The organism is Nocardioides sp. WS12, from assembly GCF_014108865.1.
Classification (GTDB): domain Bacteria; phylum Actinomycetota; class Actinomycetes; order Propionibacteriales; family Nocardioidaceae; genus Nocardioides.
Map to the genome: position 1 here is coordinate 2,736,942 of NZ_CP053928.1, position 17,743 is coordinate 2,754,684.

General features: G+C 68.0%; 19 protein-coding genes. 12 read left to right on the top strand and 7 right to left on the bottom strand.

Annotated elements, in window-relative coordinates:
* Positions 1–48 precede the first annotated feature (48 nt).
* The 11 genes from HRC28_RS13270 to HRC28_RS13320 are packed head-to-tail and all read left to right on the top strand — an operon-like array spanning position 49 to position 10,403.
* A complete protein-coding gene (locus tag HRC28_RS13270; RefSeq protein ID WP_182375986.1) occupies positions 49–1,599 on the top strand; it encodes an ABC transporter substrate-binding protein in 1,551 nt (516 codons plus the stop codon).
* Positions 1,596–2,651, top strand: coding sequence for an ABC transporter permease (locus HRC28_RS13275; protein ID WP_182375987.1), 1,056 nt, complete (start codon positions 1,596–1,598; stop codon positions 2,649–2,651). The genes HRC28_RS13270 and HRC28_RS13275 overlap by 4 nt, the downstream gene beginning before the upstream one ends.
* A complete protein-coding gene (locus HRC28_RS13280) occupies positions 2,648–3,541 on the top strand; it encodes an ABC transporter permease (protein ID WP_182375988.1) in 894 nt (297 codons plus the stop codon). Before HRC28_RS13275 ends, HRC28_RS13280 begins: the two co-directional genes overlap by 4 nt.
* Positions 3,525–4,565: an ABC transporter ATP-binding protein gene (locus HRC28_RS13285; RefSeq protein WP_182375989.1), complete on the top strand. Its 1,041-nt coding sequence runs from the start codon at positions 3,525–3,527 to the stop codon at positions 4,563–4,565. The genes HRC28_RS13280 and HRC28_RS13285 overlap by 17 nt, the downstream gene beginning before the upstream one ends.
* Positions 4,562–5,638, top strand: a complete 1,077-nt coding sequence (locus HRC28_RS13290; protein ID WP_182375990.1) for an oligopeptide/dipeptide ABC transporter ATP-binding protein — start codon at positions 4,562–4,564, stop codon at positions 5,636–5,638. The genes HRC28_RS13285 and HRC28_RS13290 overlap by 4 nt, the downstream gene beginning before the upstream one ends.
* Complete coding sequence (locus HRC28_RS13295; RefSeq protein ID WP_182375991.1) at positions 5,635–6,783, top strand: LLM class flavin-dependent oxidoreductase; 1,149 nt, start codon at positions 5,635–5,637, stop codon at positions 6,781–6,783. The genes HRC28_RS13290 and HRC28_RS13295 overlap by 4 nt, the downstream gene beginning before the upstream one ends.
* Positions 6,784–6,786: 3 nt before the next feature.
* Positions 6,787–7,935 carry a CoA transferase gene (locus HRC28_RS13300; RefSeq protein ID WP_182375992.1) on the top strand — a complete coding sequence of 383 codons (1,149 nt, stop codon included), beginning with the start codon at positions 6,787–6,789 and terminating at the stop codon, positions 7,933–7,935.
* A complete protein-coding gene (locus HRC28_RS13305) occupies positions 7,932–8,546 on the top strand; it encodes an enoyl-CoA hydratase-related protein (protein ID WP_182375993.1) in 615 nt (204 codons plus the stop codon). Before HRC28_RS13300 ends, HRC28_RS13305 begins: the two co-directional genes overlap by 4 nt.
* Positions 8,543–9,166, top strand: coding sequence for a hypothetical protein (locus tag HRC28_RS13310; RefSeq protein ID WP_182375994.1), 624 nt, complete (start codon positions 8,543–8,545; stop codon positions 9,164–9,166). Before HRC28_RS13305 ends, HRC28_RS13310 begins: the two co-directional genes overlap by 4 nt.
* Positions 9,163–9,879 (top strand): alpha/beta hydrolase, encoded by a 717-nt coding sequence (locus tag HRC28_RS13315; RefSeq protein ID WP_182375995.1) that lies wholly within the window; start codon positions 9,163–9,165, stop codon positions 9,877–9,879. The genes HRC28_RS13310 and HRC28_RS13315 overlap by 4 nt, the downstream gene beginning before the upstream one ends.
* A complete protein-coding gene (locus HRC28_RS13320) occupies positions 9,876–10,403 on the top strand; it encodes a flavin reductase family protein (protein ID WP_182375996.1) in 528 nt (175 codons plus the stop codon). Before HRC28_RS13315 ends, HRC28_RS13320 begins: the two co-directional genes overlap by 4 nt.
* Before the next feature lie 116 nt (positions 10,404–10,519).
* Here HRC28_RS13320 and HRC28_RS13325 read toward each other — a convergent pair whose 3' ends face one another.
* The 7 genes from HRC28_RS13325 to HRC28_RS13355 form a co-directional block, all read right to left on the bottom strand.
* Positions 10,520–10,990, bottom strand: a complete 471-nt coding sequence (locus HRC28_RS13325) for a UPF0158 family protein (protein WP_182375997.1) — start codon at positions 10,988–10,990, stop codon at positions 10,520–10,522.
* Positions 10,991–11,214: 224 nt separating this feature from the next.
* A complete protein-coding gene (locus HRC28_RS13330; RefSeq protein WP_182375998.1) occupies positions 11,215–11,667 on the bottom strand; it encodes a MaoC family dehydratase in 453 nt (150 codons plus the stop codon).
* Positions 11,664–11,888: an SDR family oxidoreductase gene (locus tag HRC28_RS13335; RefSeq protein ID WP_237111472.1), complete on the bottom strand. Its 225-nt coding sequence runs from the start codon at positions 11,886–11,888 to the stop codon at positions 11,664–11,666. Before HRC28_RS13335 ends, HRC28_RS13330 begins: the two co-directional genes overlap by 4 nt.
* A 50-nt stretch (positions 11,889–11,938) precedes the next feature.
* The gene (locus tag HRC28_RS13340) at positions 11,939–12,775 is read right to left on the bottom strand and encodes an SDR family oxidoreductase (protein WP_182375999.1); all 837 of its coding nucleotides are present in this window, start codon (positions 12,773–12,775) and stop codon (positions 11,939–11,941) included.
* Positions 12,776–12,858: 83 nt separating this feature from the next.
* The gene (locus HRC28_RS13345) at positions 12,859–13,806 is read right to left on the bottom strand and encodes an AraC family transcriptional regulator (protein WP_182376000.1); all 948 of its coding nucleotides are present in this window, start codon (positions 13,804–13,806) and stop codon (positions 12,859–12,861) included.
* 84 nt (positions 13,807–13,890) lie between these two features.
* On the bottom strand, positions 13,891–15,408 hold the full coding sequence (locus HRC28_RS13350; RefSeq protein WP_182376001.1) for a long-chain fatty acid--CoA ligase: 1,518 nt from the start codon (positions 15,406–15,408) through the stop codon (positions 13,891–13,893).
* A 54-nt stretch (positions 15,409–15,462) separates the two neighbouring features.
* Positions 15,463–16,431 (bottom strand): polysaccharide deacetylase family protein, encoded by a 969-nt coding sequence (locus HRC28_RS13355; protein WP_182376002.1) that lies wholly within the window; start codon positions 16,429–16,431, stop codon positions 15,463–15,465.
* Between the two features lie 241 nt (positions 16,432–16,672).
* On the opposite strand from HRC28_RS13355, the gene HRC28_RS13360 reads away from it, so the two are divergent.
* Positions 16,673–17,731 carry an NADP-dependent oxidoreductase gene (locus HRC28_RS13360; RefSeq protein ID WP_182376003.1) on the top strand — a complete coding sequence of 353 codons (1,059 nt, stop codon included), beginning with the start codon at positions 16,673–16,675 and terminating at the stop codon, positions 17,729–17,731.
* Positions 17,732–17,743: the final 12 nt, after the last annotated feature.

The window sequence follows — 17,743 nt, forward strand, 5'->3', positions numbered from 1 at the left end:
CCGCATGTACCAACCATCCGACACACCCCATCCCGAAAGCAGATCCCGATGTCCTTCCGTTCCCGCCCGCCTGCCTCGAACCTGAACCGCCGTACCTTCCTGGGCGCCAGCCTGGGCGCGGGCCTGATCGTCGCGCTCGAAGCCTGCGGCGGTACGTCGTCCGGTACCGGGTCCGCCGGCGGCTCCGGCGCCATCAAGTGGGCGTGGCAACTGCCGACGACCTGGGACCCGGTCACCTCCTCGGCGGGCTCCGACGTGCAGATGCTCGCGCTGGCCTATGACCCGATCACCGCGCTGGACCAGCAGGGCAACGCGATTCCGTGGCTGGCCGAGTCGTGGAAGTACGACTCCTCGGGCAAGAAGGTCACCTTCACCCTGCGCCCGGGTCTGAAGTTCAGCGACGGCAGCCCCCTCGACGCCACGGCCGTGGCGAAGTCGATCGAACGCGGCCGCAGCCAGGACGGCTCTCTCATCGCGCCGCAGATGAAGACGATCCAGAAGGTCTCCGCCTCGGGTGCCCTCGACGTCGTCGTGGAGTTGAAGGAGGTCGACTACCAGTATCCGCTGCTGTTCGCAGGCAAGACCGGCATGGTCGTCAACCCCGCGGTGTTCGAGAAGGACGCCGCAACGCTGGCCACCCAGCCCGCCGGTTCCGGCCCGTTCCAGGTCACCAAGTACACCCAGAACGACCACGCCTCGGCGAAGAAGAACGCGAACTTCTTCGCGGCCGACGAGATCAAGGTGGATGCCTTCGAGCTCTATCCGCAGGCGGACCCGGCCACCGCGGTCGCCGCGGTGCAGTCGGGCCAGTACAACCTCGCCCGGATCGGCGGCGCCCAGGTGAAGCAGGCGAAGGACGCGGGCCTCGACGTACAGATCCTCGAGTCGATGTTCGTCAGCGTGCTCGACGTCCACGCCGGCAAGGCGCCGTTCAACGACCCCGCCGTCGTGGAGGCACTCAAGTTCGCGCTGGACCGCGAGAAGATCAAGGAGGTCGCCAACTTCGGCATCGGCGACGTCAACTACCAGCCCTTCCCGCCGGGGTACGTCGGCTACAACCCCGCCCTGGCTGACGTCTACGCCCACAACCCGGACAAGGCGCGCCAGCTCCTGGCCGATGCCGGGTACACCAAGCCGGTCCCGGCGAAGCTGACCAGTTCGGGGTTCGCGCCCGCCGCGGTCGAGTTGATCCAGGCCCAGCTCAAGGAGGTCGGGATCGAGGTCACCATCGAGACGATCCCGCAGACGCAGCACACGCAACTCGTCTACATCGAGCATTCGAAGGCCTTGGCCTACGACGGCTTCGCGGGTCGCGAGTCGCCGGTGCAGGCCTTCCAGGTGTTGTTCGGGGCCGAGGGCCTGATGAACCCGAGCCGGCAGTCGAACCCGGACCTCGAGGCCCAGCTGAAGAAGGTCAAGGAGACGCCTACCGATGACGCGGGCTACCCGGCGCTGCTCCAGGAGGCGACCCGGATCGCGGTCACCACCTACCCGAACACCTTCCTCTACCTGACTCCCTCGATCATCGCGCGCAAGGGCGTCTCCGCACTGCCGAAGTCCCCGAGCCTGCGCCGCTTCGAGGGGGTGTCCACGTCGTGAGCGTGGCTGCTCCCGCCAGGCCGGTGACCGTCACGGTCGCCGGCCGCGGGGCCGCGCCCGCCGTCGTACGACGAAGCGTGCCGTGGCTGCGGTCCCTGGTCAGCGTCCTCGCCGTCACGATCACGGTGCTGTTCCTGGCGTCGGTGATCACCTTCGCGCTCGGTGCGCTCAGCGACAGCAACCCGGCTGCGGCGGCGCTGGGGGAGACCGCGACCCAGGACGACATCAACCGGCTCAACCACGAGTTCGGCCTGGATCGCCCTCTGGTCGTGCAGTACTTCAGCTGGGTGGGCAACGCGCTCACCGGCGACCTCGGCCGGTCGTGGTTCACGACGATCCCCGTTGCCGACAGCATTCGTGCCGCGCTGCCGGTGGACCTGTCCATCGCAGCCCTGGCGCTCGTCCTGGCCCTCGCCATCGGTGGTGGTGCCGGTATCGGCGCCGCTCTCAGCAACGGTGGCGTCTTCGACCGCGCGGTCACCCTCGTGTGCTCGCTGCTGGGCACGCTGCCGCCCTTCGTGATCGGCATGGGGCTGATCGTCGTGTTCTCCGTCAAGCTGCAGTTGCTGCCTGCCGGGGGGTACGTGCCGATCCAGGTCGATCCCGTGGAGTGGCTGCGGTTCTCGATCCTGCCGGGCCTGGCGCTCAGCCTCGACGTCGCGGCATCGATCGCCCGTCAGCTGCGCACTTCACTGACTGGCGAGCTGCTGGAGAACTACGCGGTCGGCGCCGAGATGCGCGGATTCGGCCGTCGTCGGGTGCTCTTCGGCCACGTGCTGCGCAATGCGGCCGGGCCGACGCTGGCTGTGATCGGGCTCGCCATCCCGCTGATCATCGGCGGTGCGGTGATGACGGAGAAGCTCTTCGGGCTCCCCGGTGTCGCCCAGCTCGCCCTCCAGTCCGCCGAGCGCGGTGACGTCCCGGTCGTCCTCGGCACCCTGCTGGTCACGGCCGTCGTGGTCGTCATCGCCAGCCTCGTGATCAACGTTCTGCAGACCCTGCTCAACCCGGTCGCCCGCCGTGGCGACGGGACCGCGCGGGTGGCGCGATGAAGACGCTCACTGCCCTGTGGCGCGTACCGAGCGCACGACTGGCCCTCGTCGTCCTGCTCGGTGTCGGCTTCCTTGCACTCTTCGGCGGCGCGCTCGCCCCCCACGACCCGTTGCACCAGTACACCGACGAGGTGCTGCAGGGCCCGAGCGCGAGCCACCTGCTCGGGACCGACTACGTCGGCCGCGACGTGCTCAGCCGACTGATGGAAGGCACCCGCCTCTCGGTGATCGGTGCCGTCGAAGCGGTGCTCATCGGGGGACTCCTCGGCGTGCCGGCCGGACTGGCGTCGGCCTGGCTGGGACCGCGACTGGAGTGGATCACTCTCCGCACCAGCGACACCCTGGTCGTGCTGCCCTTCACCGTCTTCGCGATCGCCGTCGCGGGCACGCTCGGCAACGGGCTGCAGCAGGCGATGGTCGCGATCGGCGTCCTGATCAGTCCCATCTTCTACCGCGTGACGCGTGCCGCAACGCTGGGACTGCGCAAGGTGCAGTACGTCGAAGCGGCCGAACTGATGGGCGCCACGGAGTGGTGGACCCTGCGCCGGCACATCTGGAGCAAGGTGCTGCCGAACGTCGCCGTCACCGCGGCCCATGCCACCGGTTCGGCGCTGCTCGTCGTGGCGTCCCTGGCGTTCCTCGGCCTCGGTGTGACCCCGCCAGCACCCACGTGGGGCGGGATGCTCTCGTCCGACCTCGGCTACCTGGCCCAGCAGCCCTGGGCTCCCGTGTTCCCGGCGCTGCTCATGATGGCGACCGTCGGGTCCCTCAACCTGCTGGCCGACGCGATCCGCGACGCCACCGGCGCCACGGCGGCCCCGCGTCGTCGTACCCGGCCGATCGCGGCCGCCCCTGCCCGAGAGGAGCGCCCTGATGTCGTCCCTGCGTGAGGAGAGCCGCGTGCCCACCACGCTGGCAGTCAACGACCTCCAGGTCTCGGTGGCCGACGGGCTGGTCGCCGTCCAGGACGTGTCCTTCGAGATCCGCCGCGGCGAGTCGGTCGGCCTGGTCGGTGAGTCCGGAAGCGGCAAGACCCTCACCTGCCGGGCCGTGCTCGGCCTGCTGCCCGCCACCGGTCGGATCGACGCCGGCCGGATCGTTCTGGGCGACGGCACCGATGCGGTGGAACTGACCGGTGCCCGGCGTTCGACCTGGGACCAGGTCCGTGCCGTGCGGATCGGTGCCGTGTTCCAGGACCCGGCGTCGTACCTCAACCCGTCGCTCACCGTCGGTCACCAACTGGCCGAGCAACTGCGGGTCAAGGGCGGCCTGTCGCGTCGCGCTGCGCACAGCCGCTCCGTCGAACTCTTCGACGAGGTCGGGCTGCACGACCCGGCCGGCGTCTTCCACCAGTACCCGCACCAGCTCTCGGGTGGCATGCTGCAACGCGTCCTGATCGCGATCGCGGTGTCGTGCGAACCCGAACTGCTGATCGCCGACGAAGCGACGACCGCACTGGACGTCGTGATCCAGGCCGAGATCCTCGCCCTGCTGCGCCGGCTGCGCGACACCCACGGACTCTCCCTGCTCCTGGTCACCCACGACCTCGCTGTCGTGGCCGAGAGCTGCGACCGCATCCTCGTCATGTACGGCGGTCAGGTGGTCGAGAGCGGACCGACGGACCAGGTGCTGCGTGATCCTCGGCATCCCTACACGCAGGCGTTGATGGGGGTCGCAACGATCGGCAACTGGCACCGACGTCGGCTCGACGTGATCCCCGGCCAGCCGCCTGCGGCCGGCGAGGACATGCCCGGTTGCCGCTTCGCGCCACGGTGCGCCCACGCCACGGCCGTGTGCGAGAGCGGCCCTGTGCCGGTCGCCGATCTCGGGGGCGACCGGACCAGCCGGTGTGTCCTCGCCGAACACCTTGCCCTCGGCCCACGACTGACCACAGGACAGGAGGTGCCGGCATGACGACCACCCAGGAACGGCCGCTGACGACGGCGACGACGCCGGACCCGACACCCCTGCTGAGCGTCCGCGGCCTGTCGGTGTCCTACGCACCGCCACGCAAGGGCACCCACCTCGGCACCGGCGCCGCACTCATCGAGGCAGACCTCGACGTGCGGCCCGGGGAGATCATCGGCATCGTCGGTGAGACCGGATCAGGCAAGACCACCCTCGCCCGGGCAACCGTCGGTCTGGTCGCACCTTCCGCCGGGACCATCGAGTTCGCCGGTCAGGACATCGGCGGACTGCGGGGTCGGGCCCGCCGGGCCTTCCGGCGATCCGGGCAGGTGCAGCTGGTCTTCCAGGACCCGTTGCGTTCCCTCGACCCTGACCTGACGGTCGCCCGGATCGTGCGGGAGCCGCTCGACATTGCCGGGTCCCTCTCACGAGCCGAGCGCGACCAACGCGTGCGCGAGTCACTGCGGCTGGTCGGCCTGGAGCCGGAGGAGGTGCTGTTCCGCCGGCCTCGGCAACTCTCCGGTGGGCAGCGCCAGCGGGTCTCCCTCGCCCGCGCGATCGCGACCCGTCCGCGCCTCCTCTACTGCGACGAGCCGGTGTCCGCGCTGGACGTCTCCAACCGCAACCTCGTGCTCAACCTGCTCGAACAGCTCCGCACCGACCTCGACCTGGCGGTCGTGATCATTGCCCACGACCTCAGCTCGCTGGCCGGCATCGCCGACCGCGTCGCCGTCTTCTACCGCGGCCGGATCGTCGAACAGGGTCCGATCCGTGACGTGCTCGAGCACCCGGCGCACCCCTACACCGCGCTCCTCACGGCCTCGGCGCCCAGCATCGGCCAGGAAGACCGGCTGCGGCCCGAGCAGCTGAAGCCGGGGCCGGATGCGCGCGCCTGGCCGGCCAACGGGGTCTGCGTGTTCGCCCAACGTTGCCCGTTCGCCCACGACGCCTGCGCCGAGCAGCCAGCGGCAGCGCCGCTGCCACAGGCGCCGGAGAGGTACGCGGCCTGCCACGACGCCGTCACCTGGCGCGACCACCTCCCCCCACGCACCCTCCAAGAACGAAAGGCCACCCCATGACTCACGACCCCCGCTACCACGACATCGAGATCCTCGGCATGATCGGCACCGCCGACGCCTCGGAGATCCGCCCCGGCAACGCCGCGGTCGTCGACGCCGACTACACCGCCCGATTCGCCAGAGCGCACGAGGACGGCGGCTTCGACCGGGTCCTCATCGGCTACGGGTCCGGCTGGGCCGAGGGCAGCCAGGTCGCCGCGTTCGCCGCCGCTCACACCGAACGGCTCGGACTGCTCGTCGCGCACCGGCCCGGCGTCGTACACCCCACGCTGGCGGCGCGCACGTTCAGCACGCTCGACCAGTTCAGCAAGGGTCGGGTCGCGCTCAACATCGTCACCGGCAGCAGCGACGTCGAGCAGCGGAGAGAGGGCGACTACCTGCCGCACGACGAGCGCTACGACCGCACCGACGAGTACCTCCAGGTGCTGCGTTCGACGTGGGACACCAAGGGACCGCGCGACTTCGAAGGCCGCTACTACCGGTTCGAGGGCGCGACGCCGCAGGTCTTCCCCCACCAGGACCGTCATCTCGAGTTGTTCTTCGGCGGCAGTTCCCCGGCGGCGTACGTCGTCGGGGGCAAGCATGCAGACACCTACATGTTGTGGGGCGAGCCCCTCAAGGAGACCGGTGAGCAGATCGCCACCGTCACCGAGCGTGCCGCCGAGGCTGGTCGCGAGCGGCCGCGGGTCTCGGTGTCGTTCCGGCCGATCCTCGGCGCGACCGACGCGGCCGCATGGGAGCGGGCGCACGGCATCCTGGACACGATCAATGGTGCCGTCGGGGCGCAGTTCAAGCAGAAGGTCGGGCAGATCCACCCCGCCGGCCGGGCGCCCGAGAACGCCGGCTCGCAGCGCTTGCTGGCCGTGGCCGAGAAGGGCGAACTGCACGATCGCTGCCTGTGGACGCCGACGTCCAAGGCCGTCGGCGGCGGTGGCAACTCCACCGCACTGGTCGGTTCGCCGGAGACGGTCGCCGCCGCGATCCTCGACTACGTCGAGATCGGCGTCGACACGGTGCTGATCCGCGGGTACGACCCGCTGCAGGACGCGATCGACTACGGCCGCGACCTGCTGCCGCTGGTCCGGCAGGAACTCGCGCACCGCGCTGCCACCCGTCGTACCGACACCGAACGGGCGGCCGTCTGAGCCATGAGGCCCCTGGAAGGAGTGCGGGTCGTCGAGCTGGCGCACGTCGCCGCCGGACCGTTCACGGGCATGCTGCTCGCGGACCTCGGCGCCGACGTGGTCAAGGTCGAGCCCCCGAGCGGTGACCAGATGCGAGCCTGGCCGCCCTTCGCCGACGACGGCGTGGAGACCTTCAGCCACAACTTCGCCTCGGTCAACCGCAACAAGCGATCAGTGGTCGCCGACCTCAAGGACCCGGCCGACGTGGTCAGGGTGCGCGCGCTGGTCGCGGCGGCCGACGTGGTGGTGGAGAACTATCGTCCGGGCGTCCTGGATCGCCTCGGGCTCGGCTACGACACCGTCCGTGCAGGACACAAGGGCCTGGTCTACTGCTCCATCTCGGGCTACGGCCTGACCAGTCCGTACGTCGACCACGGCGCCTACGACGTCGTCATCCAGGGCATGTCGGGGCTGATGAGCGTGACTGGCGAGGCGGGTGGCGACCCCGTCAAGGCGGGCGTCCCGGTCGGCGACTTCACCGCCGGTCTCTACGCCGCCTACACGATTGCCGCACTGTTGCCCCAGATCCGTGACAGCGCTACGTCGACACGGATCGACTGCCCGATGCTCGACTGCCTGCTCGGCGTCTCTGCGCTGCAGACCAGCGAGTACTGGGGGAGCGGTGTCGAACCTCGCCGGCTCGGGACGGCGCACCCGCGCAACGCTCCCTATCAGGGCTTCGCGGCCGCAGACGCTGCGTTCACGGTCGCCGCCGGCAACGACCGGCTGTGGGCGGCAGTCGCCGAGGTGGTCGGACTTCCCGAGCTCGTCGAGGATCCGCGCTTCCTCCATCAGGTGGACCGGGTGCGCCACCAGGGTGACCTCGAGGGGCTCCTCCAGGCGCGGTTCGCCGAGGAGAAGCGGGACCACTGGATCACTGCACTGCGGGCGCGCGGCGTGCCCTGCGGACCGGTCAACGCGTTCGGGGAGATCCTCGCCGACCCGCATGTCGAGGCGACCGGACTGGTCGGCACCGTCGACGTCCCTGTCGCCGGGCCGACGCCGACCGTCGTGTTCCCGGTCCGGGTCGAGGGCCTGGCACCACGCCTCGACCGCGGTGCACCACGTCTCGGTGCCGACGCCGACGTGTACGACGAATGGTCGGCCCGATGAGCATCCAGATCGTGCGCGGCGACGTCTGGACGGTCACCCTCGACCGCCCGGAGCGGGCCAACGCCCTCTCGGCCGACCTGGTCGAGGCGCTGCACGGCGTCCTCGACGAGGCCGCGGATGCGCGACCCGAAGCGCTGGTGCTGCGAGGCAACGACCGCCACTTCGCGGCCGGCCTCGACCTCGGCGATCTCGACGGCGAGACCGACGCATCGCTCGCGCACCGGTTCCTGCGGATCGGGCTGCTGCTCGAGCGGCTGATCGCGGCGCCGTACCGCACGGTCGCCGTTGCCGACGGTGCTGCCGTCGGGGCCGGGGCCGACCTCGTGCTCGCCTGCGACCACCGGCTCGTGGACCCCGCGGTCGCACTGCGCTTTCCCGGCGCCGCCTTCGGCGTCGCGTTGGGCACCGTGCGCCGGGCCGAGCTCGGCTCCGCCCTCACCACCGGTGTCCCGGCGTCGCTCGCTGATGTGCTCCGCGACGAGCGGCCGACCCGGCCGCCCCACGACACTGACGCCGAGCTCGCGGCGCTGGCCCGTTCGATCGCCGTACCCGGATTGCGCGACCGGATCGCGGCGTACGCCGCCCCCGCACTCACCAAGGAGAACGCATGACCACCCAGCAGCAGCCCCAGCAGCAGGCCCAGCAGATCGTGCCCGTCGCCACCGACGTCCCTGAGTTGGCGGCGTTCGCGCAACGGGTCGAACAGCTGATCGCCCAAGGGCTCGACGAGCAGGCCCTGACTGCCGCGGTGCGCGACGACCTCGAACGCACTCTCGCCACAGGCTTCGAACTGTCGTCGGAGGTGACCGCACCGGACCCTGATCGCTACGTGATGTATCCGCTCCACGTGGCGGCCGATGGCTCGTTCTCCATCGCCAGTGCGGTCTGGAACGTGGGCCAGGGCACCCCGGTGCACGGGCACGAGACGTGGGGAGTGGTCGGGATCCACCGCGGTGTCGAGGTCGAGACCCGTTTCCAGAAACCGATCGCACCCGACCTGCCCCTCGTCGAGGAGGGCACCGATGAGTGGACCGCCGGCCAGGTGACGGTGTGCTGCACCACCGACGACGACGTGCACCAGGTCCGCTGCGGTGGTGACGAGCCGGTGGTCGGCATCCACGTCTACGGCGCGGACATCGGCACCCTGCCCCGTCGTTCCTATGACCCCGCCACCGGCGCCGTCCACTGGTTCACGTCCACGTGGGCCCGCCCCGAGGAGAGAGACCAATGACCGTGACTGCCTGGAACGAACCTGCCGGCGGGACACCCCGCGGCACCCTGATCGTGCTGCCCGGCCGCGGCGAGACCGCCGCGTCGTACGAACGATTCGGACGCCGGCTGTCCGCCGATGCCTGGCGGGTGCGCCTGGTCCCTGTCGACCTCGATGATCTCGACAGCGCGCGGGTGCAGGTCGAGAAGCTGCTCGTCGACGAGTCGTTGCCTGCACCGAAGGTGCTCGTGGGTGCCGATTCCGGCGCAGCCCTGGCCGCAGTGCTGGCGCCGGTGCTGCCGGTGGACGGCGTCGTCGTGGCCGGCATCGCACTCCCCGGATCGACGGGTGTCGACACGTGGGAGGAGGAGGTCGAGGCGCGAACGGCGTGTCCCGTGCACCGCCGGGTCATTGCGGAGGACGACGGGTTCACCCGAGGAGGGCTGAACCAGCCCCTGCCCTGGACCTCTGTTGAGGTGGCTGCGCCGGGCAAGCCCGTGCTCGTGCTGCACGGATCATCCGATCCGGTCACCTCGCCCACCGAGGCTCTCGCCGTGTACGGCGGCGCGCCGGGCGTCCGCGTCAGGCTGGTCAGTGGTGGTCGGCACGACGTACTCAACGATGCGTCGCACCGTTCGGTGGCCGCCACGATCGTGCTCTTCCTCGAGTCGTTGAAGCTCGGCCCCGAGCTGCCCGACGTGGTCAGCGAGCCGGTCTCGAGCGCCGCCCGATGAGCACCCTCGCCACGAATCCGAACCTGACCACCAACCAGGATCTCGACCCGGATCGGCTCCGGGAGGCATTCGGGTTCTTCCCGAGCGGCGTGGTCGCCGTTGCGGCACAGATCGACGGGCGCCCGATCGGGCTCGCCGCCAGCTCCTTCACCTCCGTGAGCCTCGACCCACCTCTCGTCTCCGTGAATCTCGCCGTCGCATCGAGGACCTGGCCAGACCTGCGGCGAGCACCTCGACTCGGCGTCACCGTCCTGGCCGACCATCACGCGGCCGTGTGCCGTCAGCTCGCCGGACCCGTCGACGACCGGTTCACCGGCGTCGCCTACACCGTGACGGCGGAGGGCGGTATCACCGTGGACGACGGCCTCGCCCAGTTCGACTGCACTGTCTACCGCGAGGTCGATGCGGGCGACCACGTCCTGATCCTGCTCGAACTGCAGGCCGTCGACCACGTCGATCGATCGACTGGCCAGGGACCGCTGGTGTTCCACCGCAGCGGATTCGAACGACTGCACAGGGACTGACCGGCCATCCTGACCAGGTTGGGGCCGCGCAACCTGATGACCGGCAAAGCCGTCGACGCTGCGCGAAATCGCGGTGATAAGGGTCAGGTGTCGACGCCCTTAGGCCATCGCCGACGTCAAGGAAGGGCGGGATCTGGTCGGTCGGCGGCGAACTGTTGTGCAGACTCCTCATCGATGAGCCCTTGGTCCTGGAGCCACTCGACCGCCCGGCGCTCGGCCCGAGCATCCCGGAAGGCGTGCCAGACTGAGATCAGGTCGGGATGGTGCTCATGGACGTGGTTCTTGAACCGGCGAAAGGCGCCGCGCCCGTGGAGTGCCTGAGCAAGTCGGCGGCCGACCTCCGGGTCACTAATGCCTTCGGCGAAGTCGACCATGTCCTGGAACCACACGTGCGACGGGATCGGAACGATGGGGATGAGGTCCAACTCGTCGAGTTCGACGGGGTTCTCACCATCGATGCCGGTGTCGCTGGTCCAGAACGCGATCTCGCCGGTTCGGGGATCGATCAGCCATCGATGTTCGTAGTCGGTCTGATCAGCGAGAGCGGTGGCGAGGTCCTCAATGTCGACGCGATCCAGTCGGAGCACCCACTCAGGCTAGATCCCGCGCCGGGCACTTCGGAAGGGTGAGAGCGGAGTCTTGGCTATGGGCGGCTCACGGCGGAAGGACGCTACCTCCCGGTTGAACCCTCAAGCCGTGAGGTCACTTCCTCGGCGACGACTTCGGTCATCTTTGCGGCCCGGAACCGAGCACGATGTCGTCGCCGAGGTGGACGACGACGCCTGATCTTCAGGGCGCAGCCGCAGCTTGGTTATGCGAGGAGGCGGCTGAGCACTTCGGCGACGCACACGGGACGGGTGCCGTCTGGGGTCTCGATCGTGATGGTAGTGGATGTCTGGACGCCGCCCTGGATGTCCTCGACGCTGTCGAGTCGTCCTGTGGCGCGCACCGGCGTTCCTGAAGGGAGTGCGGCCGGAAAACGGACCTTGTTGAAGCCGTAGTTCACTGCCATCGAGATGCCGTCGACCAGAAGCAACTCTGTGAGCAGTGGGGCAATCAACGACACGGTGAGGTATCCGTGGGCGATGGTGGTTCCGAACGGACCGGATCGTGCTCGGTCTGGGTCTGTGTGGATCCACTGATCATCTTCGGTGTAGCGGGCGAACCCGTCGATGCGCTCTTGGGTCACGTCGATCCAGCGACTGGATCCGAGCTCGCTACCCGCAGCGGCTCGTAGGGCCTCAAGACTGGCAAACGTGCTCATATTGCGATTCCTCCGTCGATTGGCAGGATGACTCCGGTGATGTAGGCGGCTTCGTCGCTGGCGAAGAAGGCGGCCGCGTCGGCCATCTCGCGCGGGGCGCCCACCGTCGGAGCGGGGTCTGGGCAGGCCGCCAGATCGTCAGCGCGCATCGAAGTGAAGCTGCCGCGCCCGGCGCGGCCGATGGGCGATCGGGCGGTGGCCACGATGACTGGGGTGTTCAATCGGGATCTCCTTGAGTGGTGGGCGTGTCCGGTGCGTTGGTTCGCTCGGGTCAGCCGGCGCAGCCGGAAAGCCCGCCGTCGAGCGGGATGACGACTCCAGTGAGGTAGCTACCGGCACTTGAGGCGAGGAAGCGCACGGCGCCGGTCAGGTCGTCGGCGTTGCCGTAGCGTCCGAGCGGCACCCGGTCCAGGATCTGCGCTTCGGCATTCGAGTCTGCGGCGATATGACCGAGCATGTCGGTGAGGATGGGGCCGGGAGCGATGGCGTTGACGGTAATGCTTTCGGGGGCGAGGTGCTTCGCGAGCTGGCGGGTCATCATGTGCAGTCCGGCCTTGCTCGCGCTGTAGGAGAAGTTCTCCCAGTGGGGCGCGACGAGGGCGTCGACGCTGCCGATGTTGATGACGCGAGCTGGCTTCTCGGGAGTGGCAGCGTTCCGGAGGAGAGGAAGGAGTCCGGTGGTGAGGTAGAACGGTGCCACCAGGTTGGTGTTGAGCACCTTGGTCCAGCCTTTGACGGGAAAATGCTCGAGTGGCGCTCCCCAGGTCGCACCGGCGTTGTTGACCAAGATGTCGATGGACTCGAGGTGTTCCTCGAGCCAGGAGACCAGGGTCGCCACGCCGTCGACGGAGGACAGGTCACTGGCCACAGCGGTGCAGCGGCCAGTGGTTCCGGCTGCGCCGGCTGCTGCGTTGATGCTCTCAGCCGTGGCCTGACACGTGTCCGCATTGCGGCTGGTGATCACCACGTGGGCTCCGTCGAAGACCATGCCTCTGGCGATCATGGCGCCGATCCCGCGAGAGCCGCCGGTCACGAGCGCAGTGCGACCGCGAATGGTGAAGAGAGAGTCGTGACGTCGTTGGCTGTCTTGGGAATCCGTAATGCTCATGTCCCTGACGCTAGGGACAGGGCGCGTCGGCGGGCTTGGGTCTGGGCGCCGACTCGTTGTGCAGTGCGCACGAGTCCGCGCTGTTAGTCCTCGGCCAGCGCTGAGGATCGTGTGTCGGACGGCCGTTCGCCGAAATGACGACGGTAGGCGTTGCTAAATGTGCTGAGGTCACCGAAGCCCGACGCATACGCCACCTGGGTGACGCTCTGTCGGTGCCAGGCAGGGTCCTGGAGCCTCACGCGTGCAAGGGCGAGTCGCTCTGCCCGGATGAGGTCCGAGGGGGTGGTATCGACGCGCTGAAGTTGGGTCTGGATGTTACGCAGGGACCACCCGAGGCGAGCTGCGACGACAGCGCCGGTCAGCCCGGGATCGTGGGCGTTCTCGCGCACGAAGCGCCGGATGCTCGCCACGAGGCCATCCTGCACGTCGAGCGAGGGTGCCGCGGTGTCCGCGTTGTAGGCGAGCGCGAGCAGATCGACGATTCGGTCGCACAGGGCATCGAACTGGCTGCCTTCGAGCGAGGCGCCGTTCTCGCGCACGCTCGAGATCAGGTCCACGACGATGCGGCCGAGTCCACTCGTCGCGTTCAGGATGACACCAGAGTGGGGCCGCCGCAGCAGCCGTAGGTCAAGTCGTTCGCGCGGTACGACGAACGCGATCGAGGAGAATCCATCGCCGTGACGTAGGTCCATGGACTGGTCCAGCGAAGTCAGCGCCATCTGGGTGGGTGCGACGCGCAGCGTTTCGTCGCTCTGGCGGAGCGCCAGGACTCCTTCAACCGGGATGAGCAGCTCATACGCGTCGTGGGGGTCCGTGCGGATCTGCTTCTGGTCCCGCGAGATGTCTTCCGCATCACCCCACCACCGCACCAACTGGTAGGTGTCGGACCGTTGGTGTTGGAGGCGGCCGTGATAGTTGTCGGGGAGCTTGAACGACATGGGGCAATGAATGGACGAGACTTGGTGACGCCACCATTCGCCGCGGTCGCGAGGGTCGCGATCGGTGGTTTGCAGCGTGTCAACGGTGTACACCACGCACCCTCTTCCTCGCCGAGCCATCCACCGGGTCCGGCCTGCCTCCACGGTAACGTCCCGGATCTGCCCCGGGCAACGAGCTCAGCGCAACTCCCTTTTGAGCAACTTCCCGGTTGCGTTCATCGGCAGCGAGTCCCGGAATTCGACCAAGCGGGGGCACTTGTAGGTCGCCAACCGTTCGCGGCACCACGCCATGAGGGCCTCGGGTGTGAGTTCGGAGCCGGGTCGGCGGATGACGAACGCCTTCACCTCTTCGCCGACGCGCTCGTGGGGGACGCCGATGACCGCGACCAGACTGACGTCTGGATGGGCGATGACGGTTTCCTCAACTTCGCGAGGGTAGACGTTGAACCCACCTCTCACGATCAGGTCCTTCGCACGGTCGATGATGAAGTAGTAGCCGTCCGCGTCGCGCGTGGCGATATCGCCTGTGCGGAACCACCCGTCGCGAATCACCTCTGCACTGGCCTCCGGCCGACCCAGGTAACCCTTCATGACGTTGTGACCGCGGATCGCGATCTCGCCGGCTTCACCGCCGGGCACCTCGTTCCAGTCAGGGCCGATCAGCTTGACCTCGATGCCCCAGATCGGCCGCCCGATCGACCCGGGTTTGTTGGGGTGCTCCGGCGGGTTGAAGGTGACAGTGGGGCTGGTCTCCGACAGCCCGTACCCCTCGCGCACCGACACACGAAAGGTCTTCTCGAATCGAGTGAGGACCTCCACCGGCATTGCGGCGCCGCCGGAGATAGCAAGACGCAGTATCCCGGCGAGGTCCACGCCCGAGTCGGCTGCCGTCAGCAGCGCCCAGTACATCGTGGGTACGCCGGCGAACACCGATACTCGGTGCCGCGCCATCAACTCGAGTGCGGCCGCCGGGTCGAAACGGGGTAGCAGGACGAGGGTGGCTCCCATGCTGAAGCCGGCGTTCATCTGGACGGTCTGGCCGAAGGAGTGGAACAGCGGCAGCGTGACCAGGTGGACGTCGTCATGGCGTGCGTCGAGGAGCCGATTCTGCGCGAAGGCGTTGAGGACCATGTTGGCGTGGGTGAGCTCGGCGCCTTTGGGCTTGCCTGTGGTTCCGCTGGTGTACAGGACGACGGCGGTGTCGGTCGCCTCGGTGGGACTGAAGCTGTCCTCGATGTCATCGGCGTCCTGGGCTGCGAGCACGTGGGCGAGCGAGGTCCCGGTCTCCACCTGGGCTCCTCCGGAACCGAACACGACGAGGTGCTCGCAGGACTCTGCGGAATCGAAACCCTGCCAGGCGTCGTCGCCGTCTGGAATGGCGCAGAGGTAGACCTTCGCGCCCGAGTCCTGGAGGTGATAGGCCACTTCGTCTCGCCTGAGCATGACATTGAGCGGTACGACGGTAGCCCCGGCATGGAGGATGCCGTAGTAGACGATAGGGAACTCGGCGACGTTCGGGACCGTCATTGCGACGCGGTCCCCGGGCCGCACCCCATGCGAAACGAGGAACCGGGCAACCTTCTGAGCTGCCGCATAAACCTCGCCGTAGCTGAAGATGCGCTCCCCGTCGATGATGGCAACCCGGTCAGGTTCGGTGCGCGCGGTATCGGACAGCATGACGGCCAGGTTGAGCATCGTGTCTCTCTCGGATTCAGTGTGTAGTCGTGGGTTGGCGGGCTGTTCCAGCGATCAGGACCAGTCCCAGTCGTAGGCGACGCCGAGACGCTCCGCCATCGGCTTGAACACCTCGTTTTCGTAGATGGCCATGGTGTCGCTGCCGGGCATCGGAGCCAGGTGCAGGATCTCCCCGAGCCGCTCGTATTCGAGCTCCGGCACTGACAGACCAGCAGCGACCGCGAACCTCTGCAGGTGATTGCTGAAACTCTCGATCGCTGGCGGCATCGCGAAGTTCACTGGATGGCGCATCGCTTCGTCGAGCGTCACGAACTCGACTCCCTGCGCGAGGAATGCTTCGAAGATTGCCGGCAGGGTGTCCCGCGCGAGGGTGGTCCCGTGGACCAGCCAGATCAGCGGCGCGTCCGCCCCGAAGAGAGCATGGGCGGTGTCCGCGTGCTTCTGGAGCATCGCGACCGCGGTCGCGACGTGCATGTCACGCACCTGCCTTTGCACCTCGGCGTCGCCTGAGGTGAGGGCGCGGAAGTGCGGCACGATGAATGCGAAGTCGCTGAACCAGCTGGTGATCGGGGCGTTGGTGTAACCGTTGTCGGCGAGGTACTGCTCCACCTCGCCGCGACGTTGCTCCGAGCCCGAACACATGTCCATCGGGTAGCGGAAGTACTTGTGGGGGGCAGCCTCGATCAGGTCCCCGATGTGCTTCTCGGCTGTCTCGAAGTCGCGCCGGAACGCCGCATCTGACATCCACCGCAGGGGTGCGTGCTCATGGGTGTGGTTGCCGACGTGGTGACCCGCATCGACCCAGGTGTCGAAAGCCTCGAGGAGCTCGGGTTCGTTGTCGAGTCGGAAGGTGTGCGAGAACCCGTAGGTTCCGGTGAGTCCGTAATCGTTCAAAGTCTTCGCCACCGAGTGCGTGATCATCGTGGGTGTGGTGTTGGCCGGCATCGGCACGCCGTCCCACAGGACGAAGTCGTCGATGGTGACGGCAATCTTGAGTGCCCGCTCGGATGTGGTCTCGGTCATGTCGACTCCGGTGTGCTTGTGGGGCTTCTCTAATGCGGCCCGCCTGAGGCCACCGTAGGAATGTGACGGCCACCACGTCTTGGCCGTGCGCGCTGCTCGAGTTTTCCTCCGCGCACGACGGCCGACCGATCATCACGAGAGCTCCGCAAAGGGATGTGCGCCGGTGTCGAACCGCGTGCGCACCAAGCCAAGCCGGCAATCGCCACCTCGCCTTAGCGTCCTAGTGACCCAAAGGAGAGCAATGAATACGAGCCAGCAGATCGTCCTCGCCGCGCGCCCACACGGCCACGTCAATAGCGCCGATTTCCGTCATGAGGAAGCGCCCGTGCCACCGGTCGAAGAAGGCGGTATCGAGATCGAGAGCCTCCTCATCTCGATCGACCCGGCGATCCGCGGCTGGCTCGACGACCGCCCGAGCTACCTACCTCCGGTCGCGATCGGCGCCCCCATCCGAGCGTTGGGCATCGCGCGCGTCACCGCGTCGCGGAATGACGAGTTCCCCCCGGGAACCATCGTGCGAGGGTTCGTTGGCTGGCAGCAGCGCCAAGTTATCGCCACGCCTGCCGGCACCTGGCAGAAACTCGACCCCGCGCAGGACGTGCCGCTCGAACACCACCTTGGAATCCTCGGCATGACCGGTCTGACCGCATGGGCGGGCGTCAACGACATCCTGCAGCCCCAACTTGGGCACACTGTGCTCGTCTCCGGTGCCTCAGGTGCCGTAGGCACCGTGGCCGTACAGCTCGCGAAGCACGCTGGTGCCTACGTCATCGGGATCGCTGGCGGCGCGGAAAAGTGCGCCATGGTCACAAGCCTTGGGGCTGATGCCGTGATCGACCGCAAGGACCGTGACTGGCCCACACAGTTGAAGCGGGCCGCGCCAAACGGGATCGACCGACTGTTCGAAAACGCCGGCGGCCCGATGTTCGAATCAGCAATCAACCTTCTCAATGACCACGCACGCATTGCGCTTTGCGGACTCATTGACGGCTACAACCTCGAACAGCGACCAGCCGGACCCAGCAACTTCGGCATGCTCCTCACCAAACGCGTCCTCACCCAGGGCTTCATCGTCCTCGACTACATGGACCGCGCCAACGAGGTCGAGGCCTACCTTGCGAACCTCATAGCCTCAGGACAAATGCGGGCCGTCCAGACCGTCCTGTCCAGCCTCGACCAACTTCCTGACGCCTTCATCGAAAGCTTCACCAACGGTCACCCGGGGAAGCTCATCGTGGACCTCCAAGGGAAGACCGCGTCCGAGCGTTCGATGACGGAATCGGCCGCAAATCAGAAATGACGGGTTGACCTG

Excerpts from the sequence above, each read along its gene's own strand:
- HRC28_RS13270 (WP_182375986.1), top strand. The coding sequence starts at position 49 with ATGTCCTTCCGTTCCCGCCCGCCTGCCTCGAACCTGAACCGCCGTACC.
- HRC28_RS13280 (WP_182375988.1), top strand. The coding sequence starts at position 2,648 with ATGAAGACGCTCACTGCCCTGTGGCGCGTACCGAGCGCACGACTGGCC.
- HRC28_RS13285 (WP_182375989.1), top strand. The coding sequence starts at position 3,525 with ATGTCGTCCCTGCGTGAGGAGAGCCGCGTGCCCACCACGCTGGCAGTC.
- HRC28_RS13290 (WP_182375990.1), top strand. The coding sequence starts at position 4,562 with ATGACGACCACCCAGGAACGGCCGCTGACGACGGCGACGACGCCGGAC.
- HRC28_RS13295 (WP_182375991.1), top strand. The coding sequence starts at position 5,635 with ATGACTCACGACCCCCGCTACCACGACATCGAGATCCTCGGCATGATC.
- HRC28_RS13300 (WP_182375992.1), top strand. The coding sequence starts at position 6,787 with ATGAGGCCCCTGGAAGGAGTGCGGGTCGTCGAGCTGGCGCACGTCGCC.
- HRC28_RS13305 (WP_182375993.1), top strand. The coding sequence starts at position 7,932 with ATGAGCATCCAGATCGTGCGCGGCGACGTCTGGACGGTCACCCTCGAC.
- HRC28_RS13310 (WP_182375994.1), top strand. The coding sequence starts at position 8,543 with ATGACCACCCAGCAGCAGCCCCAGCAGCAGGCCCAGCAGATCGTGCCC.
- HRC28_RS13315 (WP_182375995.1), top strand. The coding sequence starts at position 9,163 with ATGACCGTGACTGCCTGGAACGAACCTGCCGGCGGGACACCCCGCGGC.
- HRC28_RS13320 (WP_182375996.1), top strand. The coding sequence starts at position 9,876 with ATGAGCACCCTCGCCACGAATCCGAACCTGACCACCAACCAGGATCTC.
- HRC28_RS13330 (WP_182375998.1), bottom strand. The coding sequence starts at position 11,667 with ATGAGCACGTTTGCCAGTCTTGAGGCCCTACGAGCCGCTGCGGGTAGC.
- HRC28_RS13340 (WP_182375999.1), bottom strand. The coding sequence starts at position 12,775 with ATGAGCATTACGGATTCCCAAGACAGCCAACGACGTCACGACTCTCTC.
- HRC28_RS13350 (WP_182376001.1), bottom strand. The coding sequence starts at position 15,408 with ATGCTCAACCTGGCCGTCATGCTGTCCGATACCGCGCGCACCGAACCT.
- HRC28_RS13355 (WP_182376002.1), bottom strand. The coding sequence starts at position 16,431 with ATGACCGAGACCACATCCGAGCGGGCACTCAAGATTGCCGTCACCATC.
- HRC28_RS13360 (WP_182376003.1), top strand. The coding sequence starts at position 16,673 with ATGAATACGAGCCAGCAGATCGTCCTCGCCGCGCGCCCACACGGCCAC.